The 13,756-nt window shown below is 51.5% G+C and carries 8 protein-coding genes, 2 tRNA genes and 3 rRNA genes; 9 read left to right on the plus strand and 4 right to left on the minus strand.

Going from position 1 to position 13,756, the window contains the following annotated elements; translation table 11 throughout:
• Positions 1 to 13 precede the first annotated feature (13 nt).
• A complete protein-coding gene (locus tag AC07WB_RS03865) occupies positions 14 to 667 on the minus strand; it encodes a methionine ABC transporter permease MetI (RefSeq protein ID WP_007893963.1) in 654 nt (217 codons plus the stop codon).
• Positions 660 to 1,691 (minus strand): methionine ABC transporter ATP-binding protein MetN, encoded by a 1,032-nt coding sequence (metN, locus tag AC07WB_RS03870; RefSeq protein ID WP_097094854.1) that lies wholly within the window; start codon positions 1,689 to 1,691, stop codon positions 660 to 662. The genes AC07WB_RS03865 and metN overlap by 8 nt, the downstream gene beginning before the upstream one ends.
• A 188-nt stretch (positions 1,692 to 1,879) precedes the next feature.
• Here metN and gmhB point away from each other — a divergent pair, with 188 nt between their 5' ends.
• From gmhB to dkgB, 7 genes are all read left to right on the plus strand, one after another.
• Complete coding sequence (gmhB, locus tag AC07WB_RS03875; protein ID WP_097094853.1) at positions 1,880 to 2,440, plus strand: D-glycero-beta-D-manno-heptose 1,7-bisphosphate 7-phosphatase; 561 nt, start codon at positions 1,880 to 1,882, stop codon at positions 2,438 to 2,440.
• A gap of 408 nt (positions 2,441 to 2,848) precedes the next feature.
• A 16S ribosomal RNA gene (locus AC07WB_RS03880) occupies positions 2,849 to 4,389 on the plus strand.
• 89 nt (positions 4,390 to 4,478) lie between these two features.
• A tRNA-Glu gene (locus tag AC07WB_RS03885) sits at positions 4,479 to 4,553 on the plus strand.
• Between the two features lie 214 nt (positions 4,554 to 4,767).
• Positions 4,768 to 7,673: ribosomal RNA gene (locus AC07WB_RS03890) — 23S ribosomal RNA — on the plus strand.
• Between the two features lie 102 nt (positions 7,674 to 7,775).
• A 5S ribosomal RNA gene (rrf, locus tag AC07WB_RS03895) occupies positions 7,776 to 7,891 on the plus strand.
• Together the 16S, 23S and 5S rRNA genes with 2 tRNA genes alongside form the textbook arrangement of a ribosomal RNA operon.
• 102 nt (positions 7,892 to 7,993) lie before the next feature.
• Positions 7,994 to 8,070, plus strand: a tRNA-Asp gene (locus tag AC07WB_RS03900).
• 168 nt (positions 8,071 to 8,238) lie between these two features.
• Complete coding sequence (gene dkgB, locus AC07WB_RS03905) at positions 8,239 to 9,042, plus strand: 2,5-didehydrogluconate reductase DkgB (protein WP_494940060.1); 804 nt, start codon at positions 8,239 to 8,241, stop codon at positions 9,040 to 9,042.
• 12 nt (positions 9,043 to 9,054) lie between these two features.
• On the opposite strand, the gene yafC is transcribed toward dkgB, so the two are convergent.
• Positions 9,055 to 9,963, minus strand: coding sequence for a DNA-binding transcriptional regulator YafC (gene yafC / locus AC07WB_RS03910; protein WP_494940061.1), 909 nt, complete (start codon positions 9,961 to 9,963; stop codon positions 9,055 to 9,057).
• A 100-nt stretch (positions 9,964 to 10,063) separates the two neighbouring features.
• Between yafC and AC07WB_RS03915 the strand changes: the two genes are divergently transcribed.
• Both AC07WB_RS03915 and AC07WB_RS03920 read left to right on the plus strand, forming a co-directional pair.
• On the plus strand, positions 10,064 to 11,242 hold the full coding sequence (locus AC07WB_RS03915; protein WP_494940062.1) for an MFS transporter: 1,179 nt from the start codon (positions 10,064 to 10,066) through the stop codon (positions 11,240 to 11,242).
• A gap of 148 nt (positions 11,243 to 11,390) precedes the next feature.
• Positions 11,391 to 12,194: an endonuclease/exonuclease/phosphatase family protein gene (locus tag AC07WB_RS03920; RefSeq protein ID WP_097094849.1), complete on the plus strand. Its 804-nt coding sequence runs from the start codon at positions 11,391 to 11,393 to the stop codon at positions 12,192 to 12,194.
• 155 nt (positions 12,195 to 12,349) lie between these two features.
• On the opposite strand, the gene mltD is transcribed toward AC07WB_RS03920, so the two are convergent.
• Positions 12,350 to 13,723, minus strand: coding sequence for a murein transglycosylase D (mltD, locus tag AC07WB_RS03925; protein ID WP_097094848.1), 1,374 nt, complete (start codon positions 13,721 to 13,723; stop codon positions 12,350 to 12,352).
• Positions 13,724 to 13,756 lie beyond the last annotated feature (33 nt).

Consider the following 13,756-nt stretch of genomic DNA (forward strand, 5'->3'; position numbering starts at 1 on the left):
TGATGTTGCTTGCTTACTTATGGGACACAGCACGCACGATGCGGTCGCCACAGAATTGGATTAAATACACCAGAACGACCAGTAGGATCAGTACGGTGTTCATGACGGTGGCGTTATAGCCGATGTAACCATATTGATAGCCAATCTGGCCCAGACCGCCAGCACCCACTGCGCCACCCATTGCAGAGTAGCCGACCAGCGTAATCAGCGTAATTGTAGCGGCATTCACCAGACCCGGCAGGGCTTCTGGCAGCAGGACTTTACGCACAATCTGCAGCGGCGTTGCGCCCATGGCGCGCGAGGCTTCAATCAAACCGGTTGGCAGCTCCAGCAGTGCGTTCTCGACCATACGTGCAATAAATGGCGCGGCCCCCACGGTCAGCGGCACGATGGCGGCTTGCAAACCAATGGACGTGCCGACGATGGCGCGCGTGAAGGGAATCATCCACACCAATAAGATAATGAATGGGATCGAACGGAAGATATTCACCAGCGCTGACAGCACGCGATAAAGCGCATTGTTGGCCAGAATCTGACCCGGACGCGTCACATACAGCAGCACGCCAACTGGAAGACCGAGGACAAAACCAAAGAAACCGGAGACAAAGGTCATCATCAGCGTTTCCCAGACGCCGCGCGTCAGTAACCACATCATCGCTTCAGACATAACCCAACACCTCTACTTTCACATGATTTTCTTTCAGCCAGGCAATTGCGGCTTGTGTATCTGTTTCACTGCCATCCATTTCGGCCAACATGATGCCGAACTTCACGCCACCGGCGTAATCCATCTGCGCACTGATAATGTTGTTGTTAACGTTAAAGCGGCGTGCCGCTTCGGAGAGCAGCGGGGCATCAACCGATTTACCGGTGAATTCCAGACGCAGCAACGGCACACTCTCGGCTGTTGCCTGTGGCACCATGCGTTGCTGGTAGTCGTCGGGAATATCAAGATGCAAAGTAGATTGAATAAATTGCTGCGCCAGCGGTGTTTTTGGATGTGAGAACACTTCGCTAACGCTGTCTTTCTCGATCAGCTCACCATTGCTGATTACCGCAACCTGATCGCAGATACGCTTCACCACATCCATTTCGTGAGTGATCAATAGAATGGTAATACCGAGACGGCGATTAATGTCTTTCAGCAGCTCCAGAATGGAACGTGTCGTAGCGGGATCCAATGCACTGGTGGCTTCATCGCACAGTAAAACCTTGGGATTACTTGCCAGCGCTCGGGCAATAGCCACACGCTGTTTTTGTCCGCCAGAGAGATTTGCCGGCCAGCTATCGTGCTTGTCGGATAAGCCCACCAGTTCGAGCAGCTCGGTGACGCGCTTTTTAATTTGCTCGCGCGAAAGATTACCTAGCTCCAGGGGCAGTGCCACATTGCCGGAAACGGTACGTGAGTTCATCAGATTAAAGTGCTGGAAGATCATGCCAATCTGACGGCGCGCCAGTGTCAACTGACCTGATGAAAGTGTGGTTAGCTCTTGATCATCAACCAGAACACGACCAGAGGTTGGACGCTCCAGCAAATTGACGCAGCGAATAAGGGTACTTTTACCGGCACCGGATGAACCGATGACGCCGTAAATCTGCCCAGCAGGCACGTGCAGGCTGACATTTGACAGCGCCTGAATAGTGCGTGAGCCCTGCTGGAACACTTTGGTTATATTCTCAAGTTTAATCATTAGGTTATTTATTATCGTGTTGCATGGTCCGTGGTGTGTCAGGATTCACTCAGCCGGGCTGAACGAAATTTGGATGGATGTTAAGGCATCCAGACGGCTAAATCAATCGTAGTCATTCAATCTGCCATTCTCTCGCTGCACGCAATCATGCGATACTTAGCAGCTCTATTTGCAGCAGGAGTTTCTACGTGGCGAACAAAGTCCCGGCTATTTTCCTTGATCGTGATGGCACCTTGAATGTCGATCACGGCTATGTCCATGAAATCGATAATTTTGAATTTATTGATGGCACCATCGAAGCGCTGCAGGCGCTGAAGAAGATGGGCTATGCGCTGGTGTTGGTGACGAATCAGTCGGGCATTGCGCGTGGCATGTTTACTGAAGATCAGTTTATGCAGCTTACCGAATGGATGGATTGGTCGCTGGCCGATCGTGATGTTGATTTGGATGGCATCTATTTCTGCCCGCATTTACCTGATGCTCCGGTAGAAGCCTATCGCCAAAACTGTGATTGCCGTAAACCGCAGCCGGGTATGTTGCTCTCCGCACAGCAGCATCTGGATATCGATATGGCTGCTTCTTATATGGTAGGCGACAAAATAGAAGATATGCAGGCGGCGCAAGCGGCAGGCGTGGGTACTAAAGTGCTGGTGCGTAGCGGTAAGCCGGTAACGGCAGAAGGCGAAGCTGCAGCAGATTGGGTTATTAATAGCCTGGCAGAGCTGCCTGCGCGCATCAAAAAGGCCTAAAAGCGGGCTCTTTGTGCAAATTTCAAGCGAACGGCAAAAAAGTTGAAATTTGCACTTGTCAGCTCCGAATAACTCCCTATAATGCGCCACCACTGAGACGGCAAAGCGGCAACGCAGGCGGCTCAGCAGGGAGTGAAGAAATTCATCCCGCCGGATGAAAACGCTGAAAAAAGTGTTTGACTCTGAAGAGGGAAAGCGTAATATACGCCACCTCGCGACAGGCGGTTAACCCGCTGCTCGCAACGCTCTTTAACAATTTATCAGACAATCTGTGTGGGCACTCGCAGGATTGATATCAGCGTCTTTGGACGCAACAAAATATCAAGTCTCACGAGTGAACACATAATGAAATTCATTATGACGTTTTACAGATGAGCATCGCTTAACTTGTTTAAGCAAATCAAACTTAAATTGAAGAGTTTGATCATGGCTCAGATTGAACGCTGGCGGCAGGCCTAACACATGCAAGTCGGACGGTAGCACAGAGAGCTTGCTCTCGGGTGACGAGTGGCGGACGGGTGAGTAATGTCTGGGAAACTGCCCGATGGAGGGGGATAACTACTGGAAACGGTAGCTAATACCGCATAACGTCGCAAGACCAAAGTGGGGGACCTTCGGGCCTCACACCATCGGATGTGCCCAGATGGGATTAGCTAGTAGGTGGGGTAATGGCTCACCTAGGCGACGATCCCTAGCTGGTCTGAGAGGATGACCAGCCACACTGGAACTGAGACACGGTCCAGACTCCTACGGGAGGCAGCAGTGGGGAATATTGCACAATGGGCGCAAGCCTGATGCAGCCATGCCGCGTGTATGAAGAAGGCCTTCGGGTTGTAAAGTACTTTCAGCGGGGAGGAAGGCGGTAAGGTTAATAACCTTACCGATTGACGTTACCCGCAGAAGAAGCACCGGCTAACTCCGTGCCAGCAGCCGCGGTAATACGGAGGGTGCAAGCGTTAATCGGAATTACTGGGCGTAAAGCGCACGCAGGCGGTCTGTCAAGTCGGATGTGAAATCCCCGGGCTTAACCTGGGAACTGCATTCGAAACTGGCAGGCTAGAGTCTTGTAGAGGGGGGTAGAATTCCAGGTGTAGCGGTGAAATGCGTAGAGATCTGGAGGAATACCGGTGGCGAAGGCGGCCCCCTGGACAAAGACTGACGCTCAGGTGCGAAAGCGTGGGGAGCAAACAGGATTAGATACCCTGGTAGTCCACGCCGTAAACGATGTCGACTTGGAGGTTGTTCCCTTGAGGAGTGGCTTCCGGAGCTAACGCGTTAAGTCGACCGCCTGGGGAGTACGGCCGCAAGGTTAAAACTCAAATGAATTGACGGGGGCCCGCACAAGCGGTGGAGCATGTGGTTTAATTCGATGCAACGCGAAGAACCTTACCTACTCTTGACATCCACGGAACTTGGCAGAGATGCTTTGGTGCCTTCGGGAACCGTGAGACAGGTGCTGCATGGCTGTCGTCAGCTCGTGTTGTGAAATGTTGGGTTAAGTCCCGCAACGAGCGCAACCCTTATCCTTTGTTGCCAGCGGGTAATGCCGGGAACTCAAAGGAGACTGCCAGTGATAAACTGGAGGAAGGTGGGGATGACGTCAAGTCATCATGGCCCTTACGAGTAGGGCTACACACGTGCTACAATGGCGCATACAAAGAGAAGCGACCTCGCGAGAGCAAGCGGACCTCATAAAGTGCGTCGTAGTCCGGATCGGAGTCTGCAACTCGACTCCGTGAAGTCGGAATCGCTAGTAATCGTAGATCAGAATGCTACGGTGAATACGTTCCCGGGCCTTGTACACACCGCCCGTCACACCATGGGAGTGGGTTGCAAAAGAAGTAGGTAGCTTAACCTTCGGGAGGGCGCTTACCACTTTGTGATTCATGACTGGGGTGAAGTCGTAACAAGGTAACCGTAGGGGAACCTGCGGTTGGATCACCTCCTTACCTGAAGATACCTTCCCGCGAAGTGCTCACACAGATTGTCTGATAGAAAAGTAATGAGCAAGACGGCTGCGAAGTCGTGACACTACCGTGTCCCCTTCGTCTAGCGGTTAGGACTCCGCCCTTTCACGGCGGCAACAGGGGTTCGAATCCCCTAGGGGACGCCACTTGCTTGGTGACAGGTGAAAGGTGTCTCCACGACGTATCTCAAAACTGACGTAACCGTCATGTTTGAGATACTGCTCTTTAACAATCCGGAACAAGCTGAAAATTGAAACGACGTGTTGGTTCATTTCTCCGTAATAAGAAATGAATAACAACATGTTCGAGTCTCTCAAATGCTTACAGTCTGCAGCGTTGCAAAACGCCTGTGGGTTGTGAGGTTAAGCGACTAAGCGTACACGGTGGATGCCCTGGCAGTCAGAGGCGATGAAGGACGTGCTAATCTGCGTAAAGCGTCGGTAAGGTGATATGAACCGCTACAGCCGACGATGTCCGAATGGGGAAACCCGGTGCACCCAGTGCATCATCGCAACATGAATACATAGTGTTGCGAGGCGAACCCGGGGAACTGAAACATCTAAGTACCCGGAGGAAAAGAAATCAACCGAGATTCCCCCAGTAGCGGCGAGCGAACGGGGAGCAGCCCAGAACCTGAATCAGTTTGTGCATTAGTGGAAGCGTCTGGAAAGTCGCACGACACCGGGTGATAGTCCCGTACACGAAAGTGCACATTCTGTGAGTTCGAAGAGTAGGGCGGGACACGTGGTATCCTGTCTGAATATGGGGGGACCATCCTCCAAGGCTAAATACTCCTGACTGACCGATAGTGAACCAGTACCGTGAGGGAAAGGCGAAAAGAACCCCGGCGAGGGGAGTGAAACAGAACCTGAAACCGTGTACGTACAAGCAGTGGGAGCCTCTTTATGGGGTGACTGCGTACCTTTTGTATAATGGGTCAGCGACTTATATTCTGTAGCAAGGTTAACCGTATAGGGGAGCCGCAGGGAAACCGAGTCTTAACTGGGCGTTAAGTTGCAGGGTATAGACCCGAAACCCGGTGATCTAGCCATGGGCAGGTTGAAGGTTGGGTAACACTAACTGGAGGACCGAACCGACTAATGTTGAAAAATTAGCGGATGACTTGTGGCTGGGGGTGAAAGGCCAATCAAACCGGGAGATAGCTGGTTCTCCCCGAAAGCTATTTAGGTAGCGCCTCGTGAACTCATCCTCGGGGGTAGAGCACTGTTTCGGCTAGGGGGCCATCCCGGCTTACCAACCCGATGCAAACTGCGAATACCGAGGAATGTTATCACGGGAGACACACGGCGGGTGCTAACGTCCGTCGTGAAGAGGGAAACAACCCAGACCGCCAGCTAAGGTCCCAAAGTCATGGTTAAGTGGGAAACGATGTGGGAAGGCACAGACAGCCAGGATGTTGGCTTAGAAGCAGCCATCATTTAAAGAAAGCGTAATAGCTCACTGGTCGAGTCGGCCTGCGCGGAAGATGTAACGGGGCTAAACCATGCACCGAAGCTGCGGCAGCGACGCGTATGCGTTGTTGGGTAGGGGAGCGTTCTGTAAGCCGTTGAAGGTGGCCTGTGAGGGTTGCTGGAGGTATCAGAAGTGCGAATGCTGACATAAGTAACGATAAAGCGGGTGAAAAGCCCGCTCGCCGGAAGACCAAGGGTTCCTGTTCAACGTTAATCGGAGCAGGGTGAGTCGACCCCTAAGGCGAGGCTGAAAAGCGTAGTCGATGGGAAGCAGGTTAATATTCCTGCACTTGGTGTTACTGCGAAGGGGGGACGGAGAAGGCTAGGTTATCCGGGCGACGGTTGTCCCGGTTTAAGCGTGTAGGCTGACACCTTTGGTAAATCCGGGGTGTCTTAAGGCTGAGGCGTGACGACGAGCCACCACGGTGGTGAAGTAACTGATGCCCTGCTTCCAGGAAAAGCCTCTAAGCTCCAGGTAACACGAAATCGTACCCCAAACCGACACAGGTGGTCAGGTAGAGAATACCAAGGCGCTTGAGAGAACTCGGGTGAAGGAACTAGGCAAAATGGTGCCGTAACTTCGGGAGAAGGCACGCTGGCGCGTAGGTGAAGGGACTTGCTCCCGGAGCTGAAGCCAGTCGAAGATACCAGCTGGCTGCAACTGTTTATTAAAAACACAGCACTGTGCAAACACGAAAGTGGACGTATACGGTGTGACGCCTGCCCGGTGCCGGAAGGTTAATTGATGGGGTTATCCGCAAGGAGAAGCTCTTGATCGAAGCCCCGGTAAACGGCGGCCGTAACTATAACGGTCCTAAGGTAGCGAAATTCCTTGTCGGGTAAGTTCCGACCTGCACGAATGGCGTAATGATGGCCAGGCTGTCTCCACCCGAGACTCAGTGAAATTGAAATCGCTGTGAAGATGCAGTGTACCCGCGGCAAGACGGAAAGACCCCGTGAACCTTTACTATAGCTTGACACTGAACATTGAGCCTTGATGTGTAGGATAGGTGGGAGGCTTTGAAGCGTGGACGCCAGTCTGCGTGGAGCCAACCTTGAAATACCACCCTTTAATGTTTGATGTTCTAACGTAGGCCCGTAATCCGGGCTGCGGACAGTGTCTGGTGGGTAGTTTGACTGGGGCGGTCTCCTCCCAAAGAGTAACGGAGGAGCACGAAGGTTGGCTAATCCTGGTCGGACATCAGGAGGTTAGTGCAATGGCATAAGCCAGCTTGACTGCGAGAGTGACGGCTCGAGCAGGTGCGAAAGCAGGTCATAGTGATCCGGTGGTTCTGAATGGAAGGGCCATCGCTCAACGGATAAAAGGTACTCCGGGGATAACAGGCTGATACCGCCCAAGAGTTCATATCGACGGCGGTGTTTGGCACCTCGATGTCGGCTCATCACATCCTGGGGCTGAAGTAGGTCCCAAGGGTACGGCTGTTCGCCGTTTAAAGTGGTACGCGAGCTGGGTTTAGAACGTCGTGAGACAGTTCGGTCCCTATCTGCCGTGGGCGCTGGAGAATTGAGGGGGGTTGCTCCTAGTACGAGAGGACCGGAGTGAACGCACCACTGGTGTTCGGGTTGTCATGCCAATGGCACTGCCCGGTAGCTAAGTGCGGAAAAGATAAGTGCTGAAAGCATCTAAGCACGAAACTTGCCCCGAGATGAGTTCTCCCTGACTCCTTGAGAGTCCTGAAGGGACGTTGAAGACTACGACGTTGATAGGCCGGGTGTGTAAGCGCAGCGATGCGTTGAGCTAACCGGTACTAATGACCCGTGAGGCTTAACCTTACAACGCCAGAGGCGTTTTGGTGAGAGAGACCAGAGATTTTCAGCTTGTTTATGGATTGGTTTGCGGTGCCTGACAGGGCTTCGTGAACGAAACAGAATTTGCCTGGCGGCTTTAGCGCGGTGGTCCCACCTGACCCCATGCCGAACTCAGAAGTGAAACGCCGTAGCGCCGATGGTAGTGTGGGGTCTCCCCATGCGAGAGTAGGGAACTGCCAGGCATCAATTTAAGACCCGTTATCGGGTCGTGACCTTCCCGGTGACGCGGAAAGGGTGAAACACCTGAAATCAGAACGATTTTCTGATATCAGTACAGAATCGGTGGAGCGGTAGTTCAGTTGGTTAGAATACCTGCCTGTCACGCAGGGGGTCGCGGGTTCGAGCCCCGTCCGTTCCGCCACTTAATTGATAAGCCCTGACTGCAAAGTCAGGGCTTTTTCATGTTTATAATTCAGCCGTTATTGTTGATTGTTAATCAATATTCTTCTGCTTATAAGCCGATTTTTCAGCAACAATAAACCTGCCAGAATGTTCTCATCGAAGCACAACACAATCCGATGAGGAAATCATGACAATCCCCGCTTTTGGTTTAGGTACTTTCCGTCTGCAAGACGATGTTGTAATCCATTCAGTTAAGACCGCGCTTGAGCTTGGTTACCGCACGGTTGATACCGCTCAAATCTATGAAAATGAAGCAGCTGTGGGTCAGGCGATCGAAGAAAGCCGCATAGATCGTAATGAACTGTTTATTACGACTAAGATTTGGATAGAAAATCTCTCTGCAGATAAGTTAATCCCGAGTTTAAAAGAGAGCCTAACAAAGCTGCGTACCGAATATGTCGATCTTACATTGATTCATTGGCCCTCGCCTGGCTCGGCAGTTTCGGTAAAAGAGAGCATGCTGGCATTGATGACCGCAAAAGAAGCGGGACTGACGCGTCAGATTGGTATTTCGAATTTCCCCATTGCCTTGATGAAAGAGGCTATTGAAGCCGTTGGTGTAGAAAACATTGCCACTAACCAAATTGAATTGCATCCCTTCCTGCAGAATCGTCAGGTGGTCGACTTTGCTAAACAGCAAGGTCTGCATATCACTTCCTATATGACGCTGGCTTATGGTGAGGCGCTGAAGGATGACGTGATTAATGCAATTGCAGAAAAGCATCAAGCCACTCCGGCTCAAGTTGTTTTGGCCTGGGCGATGAAGTTGGGTTATGCGGTGATCCCGTCATCCACTAAGCGTGAAAATCTGGCCAGCAATATGGCTGCGAGGGATCTAACGCTGGATCAAGAAGACATGGCAAGTATTGCAGCGCTGGATCGCCAGCAGCGATTAGTTAGCCCGGAAGGTCTGGCACCAGACTGGGATTAATCTCCTCGGTATTCAGCCCTGCACTCGCCAGGGCTGATCTTTTACCCATTCACTGAGAAAATCGATAAAAGCGCGCACGCGCTGGCTTACCCCTAAATCACTGTAATATACCGCATTAAAAGGCATCTCTACTGCCACTCGCTGCTCAACTAATAATTCGATAAAAGTGCCATCTGCTATTTCACTGTCCACCATAAAATCCGATAAACAGGCAATGCCTTGAGCGTCTAAACACAATTGCTTGAGCGTCTCACCACTGTTAGATGATATCCCAGCAACGATATCGTAAAGCACGCCGCTTTCGTCGGCCACGGGCCAGCGATTTAAGCGTGGTGTTTCAACGAAGCCAAGACATTCATGATGTGCCAAATCAGCAACGGATGTTGGAACGCCATACGTTGCCAGATAAGCCGGCGTAGCCACTAATTTACGATAGCTCGTAAAAAGCCAACGAGCACGTAGTGTGGAATCCACCAGGTTTCCTGCACGAATCGCAACGTCAACTTTGCGTTCAATAAGATTGATAAAACTCTCAGAGGAAATCAGCGAAAGCGTGACATCTGGATAACGTTCGCGAAAGGGCTTGATCATAGGCAGCAGAAGATGAAGAACCACAGGCGTTGCGGCATCAATGCGCAGTATGCCCCGCGGAGCCATCTGACGCTCTAACAATTCACTCTCGGCCGTAGACATCTCCTGCATTAACTTTTGCACGCGACGAAAGTAGTGCTCGCCTTCGTGGGTTAACGCTAGCTGACGAGTCGTACGAGTCAATAGGGCAACACCCAGTTTGTTTTCCAGCTTTTTTACAGTACGGCTCACAGCAGAGTTGGCCATGTGCAACTGTTCCGCAGCACGACTGAAACTACCGCTCTCAACCACGGCAATGAATACCTTCAGCTCTTCTGATGATGCTTTCATTATTCCCTCATGGGCAAAAGTCTATTCTCATTTTGCATCTTTTTGTCATTAAAGCATGAAGTGATACTAACGCCCATCAAAACCTCAATGGGAGTCAATCATGCCACTTGCACTTTGGGCGCTTACTATCAGTGCCTATGCGATCGGAACCACCGAGTTCGTTATTGTCGGACTCATTCCGACCATCGCTGAACAGCTCAGTATTACGCTACCTTCGGCGGGAATGCTGGTATCCATTTATGCATTGGGTGTGGCCGTTGGTGCCCCAGTGCTCACTGCTTTAACCGGTAAATTAGCGCGTAAGCAATTATTGATGGGGCTGATGGTGCTCTTCACCGTCGGTAATCTGGTTGCCTGGCTGGCACCCAATTATGAAACGCTGGTGATTGCGCGCTTGCTCACAGGACTTGCGCATGGCGTTTTCTTCTCAGTCGGTTCGACGATTGCAACGAGTCTGGTGAGTAAAGAGAAGGCTGCGAGCGCCATCGCGATTATGTTTGGTGGTTTAACGGTAGCGCTGGTGACCGGTGTTCCATTGGGAACATTGATTGGGCAACATTTCGGCTGGCGTGAAAGCTTCCTCGCCGTATCGTTACTGGGCGTTATTGCTCTGGTAGCAAGCCAGGTGCTCATTCCGCGCAATATTGCTCAACCACCTTCTACTACGCTAGCACAGCAGGCGAGGGTAATGGTTAATCCTCGTTTGTTGCTGATCTATGCAATTACAGCTCTCGGTTATGGTGGCGTATTCACCGCTTTTACTTTCCTTGCGCCAATGATGCAGTCGCTGGCAGGTTATTCACCTACTGCGGTGAGCATGATTCTGTTGGGATACGGCATTTCTGTTGCCATAGGCAATATATGGGGCGGTAAACTGGCCGATCGTCGCGGTGCAATTCCCGCACTGACACTGATCTTTATGGCACTGGCCATTTTACTGATGGTGTTCCAGTTCACCGCGAGTATGCACATCATGTCACTGGTAACCGTATTGCTCATGGGAATCTTTGCCTTTGCCAATGTGCCTGGTCTGCAGGTGTATGTGGTGCAGAAAGCAGAACACTATGCGCCAGGTGCGGTTGATGTCGCTTCAGGTTTAAATATCGCGGCCTTCAATATTGGTATTGCTCTGGGATCCACTGTAGGGGGCTATATCGTTGAGCACTATGGTCTGGCGCAAACACCATGGGTAGGCGCAGTGATTGTGCTGGGCGCATTGTTGCTGGTGCGACTGAGTGGCCAGCTCGATAAACCGAAGAGGGCGATAGCAATGGAATAATCTACACAATAGCCTGCCAACCGGCAGGCTATTGCATGGGTATGCTGTGAGGTGAATTCCGACAATTACCAACACCAATTGAAACCCCGCACTAAAATCCCTATAACAGTCAGGTGAAGTAGTAGTCGTAAATCAGCCAGGCGGGAAAGTGCGGAAAAAAACTTATTCAATGCGTTATGTAGCAGGTCAGCCAGCTGAGCGAATCTTTCCGCCAGGGGCAATGCTGCATCTTGGACAGGCACTGCCGCCTGGCGCGCCCCTGCCAGCGGATCCCACTTTGCGGGTTTTAGTCTGGAATATCTTTAAACAGCAGCGTGCCGATTGGATGTCAGTCCTGCAAGGCTTCGGCAAGCATGCCCATCTGGTATTGCTGCAGGAAGCACAGGCAACCCCTGAGCTGGTCAAATTCGCCACCAGCAACTATCTCGCGGCCGATCAGGTGCCTGCCTTTGTCTTACCGCAACATCCTTCTGGCGTCATGACGTTGGCTTCTGCGCATCCTGTGTATTGCTGTCCTCTACGTGAGCGCGAACCGCTGCTGCGCCTTGCCAAATCGGCGCTCGTTACGGCGTACCCATTACCCACCGGTGAAATGCTGATGGTAGTAAATATCCACGCGGTCAATTTTAGCCTGGGTGTCGATGTCTACAGCAAACAGCTGGGGCCGATTGGCGAACAGATTCAGCATCATCGCGGACCGGTGATTATGGCAGGCGATTTCAATGCCTGGAGCCGCCAGCGTATGAATGCGTTATATCGCTTTGCGCGGGAGATGTCGCTGCGTGAAGTTAATTTCACTGACGACCACCGCCGGAAAGCCTTTGGCCGACCGCTTGATTTCGTTTTCTATCGTGATATGAAGGTGAGTGACGCTTCTGTACTGGTAACACGAGCTTCCGATCACAACCCGTTGCTGGTTGAATTCAATTCTCTCTATGGCATTGAGCGTTAACTAAAGGCGCTCAGGCTCCCACTCTGCTACAGCCGAAAATGGTCAGAACCGAGTACAGCTGATGAGTTAGCTAAAGGCTGGAGAGTCGGGGAAGTACACAATTTGGCAAAAGCTGAAAATGAAAAAGGCTGACAAAAGTCAGCCTTTTCGACGCATTAGGTATCAGGTGTTGCGCTATTCTTCACAAACAGCGTGAGCTTATCGCCCGGCTGGATGTCTTTAGCGTCACTGTTCCAGCGCATCACATCTTTGGTATTCACACCATGACGTTTTGCAATACTGGCAAAAGAATCACCCTTACGTACACGATAGGTGATGCTGTTGCCGTTATCAGCCAATTGCGTGGACGCTTTGCCGCTTACGGTCAATGTTTGACCCGTGCGAACTGAAGCGCTGCGCAGATTGTTCTGCTGTTTCAGTGTGCTGACGCTTACGCCAAGCTTGCTGGCAATACCAGACAAGGTGTCGCCTTTGCGCACCGTGTAGCTATTTCCTGCCGCGCTGGCTTTCGCCATCTCGGTAGGCTGCACGGAAGCAATATCACCGGAAGCCAGTGAATCTCGCAGCTTAGCAACATTGGACTTTGGCACCATAATGTAGTGCGGTCCATTAGGCGCCGTCGCACCGTTTTTATAACCGGCATTGAATGTCTTCAGTTTACTGAGAGACATACCGGCCATATCTGCGGCTTGCGTCAGTTCCATTTGCTGTCCCACCTCTACGCGAGCTAACGCACGGCTCTCGTTCGGGGTCGGCAGTTTGATACCGTAACGCTTGTTGTTCTTGAGAATTTCACTCAAGGCCAACATTTTAGGTACATAGACCGTCGTTTCGCGTGGTAACGATAAATTCCAGAAGTCAGTCGGCTTGCCGCGCGCCTTATTCTGTTTCATCGCTTTCAGCACTCGTCCTTCACCGCTGTTGTAGGCGGCGATGGTCAGTAACCAGTCACCGTCAAACATACCGTTAAGACGCTGCATCATATCCAGCGCTACTTTGGTCGAGGCCACCACATCGCGGCGTCCGTCATACCATTGGTTCTGTTTCAAACCATAGTTTTTGCCCGTTTGTGCAACAATCTGCCAGATGCCGGCGGCATTGGAAGACGATGTTGCGTGTGGGTCAAAAGCGCTCTCCACTATGGGTAGCAGTACCAGTTCCATCGGCATTTTACGTTTCTGTATCTGCTCGACTATCCAGTACATGTACGGCTCTGCCCGTAATGTTACATCGTGGAGATAGCTCTTATTTTTTAAAAATTTTGTTTTTTGTTCGCGGATCCGGCTGTTTTCCGGAATCCCCATCTTCAACTCGTCACTAATGTGATTCCAGAGATCAGTATCTTCTGCGAGGCTTGTTCCATCATCCTGCCATCGCGGCGACAACAATCGATCTCCGTACTTTCCATTTTCACCTTGACCAGCTGAAGACAGACTCTGTGCATGCTGTACGGGGATATTGGCGTCATTCCTTGATGCCTGACATCCTACCAGCAAGACCGAGGCGAGTAATATCGCTTTAGCCTTCATGTGTGTGTCAATAGTTCGCTTAAAAGACGAGCA

This window comes from Pantoea sp. GW821-FHT03E06, assembly GCF_059420725.1.

Coding starts and splice junctions, on each gene's coding strand:
- AC07WB_RS03865 (WP_007893963.1), bottom strand. CDS start 667: ATGTCTGAAGCGATGATGTGGTTACTGACGCGCGGCGTCTGGGAAACG.
- metN (WP_097094854.1), bottom strand. CDS start 1,691: ATGATTAAACTTGAGAATATAACCAAAGTGTTCCAGCAGGGCTCACGC.
- dkgB (WP_494940060.1), top strand. CDS start 8,239: ATGACAATCCCCGCTTTTGGTTTAGGTACTTTCCGTCTGCAAGACGAT.
- yafC (WP_494940061.1), bottom strand. CDS start 9,963: ATGAAAGCATCATCAGAAGAGCTGAAGGTATTCATTGCCGTGGTTGAG.
- AC07WB_RS03915 (WP_494940062.1), top strand. CDS start 10,064: ATGCCACTTGCACTTTGGGCGCTTACTATCAGTGCCTATGCGATCGGA.
- mltD (WP_097094848.1), bottom strand. CDS start 13,723: ATGAAGGCTAAAGCGATATTACTCGCCTCGGTCTTGCTGGTAGGATGT.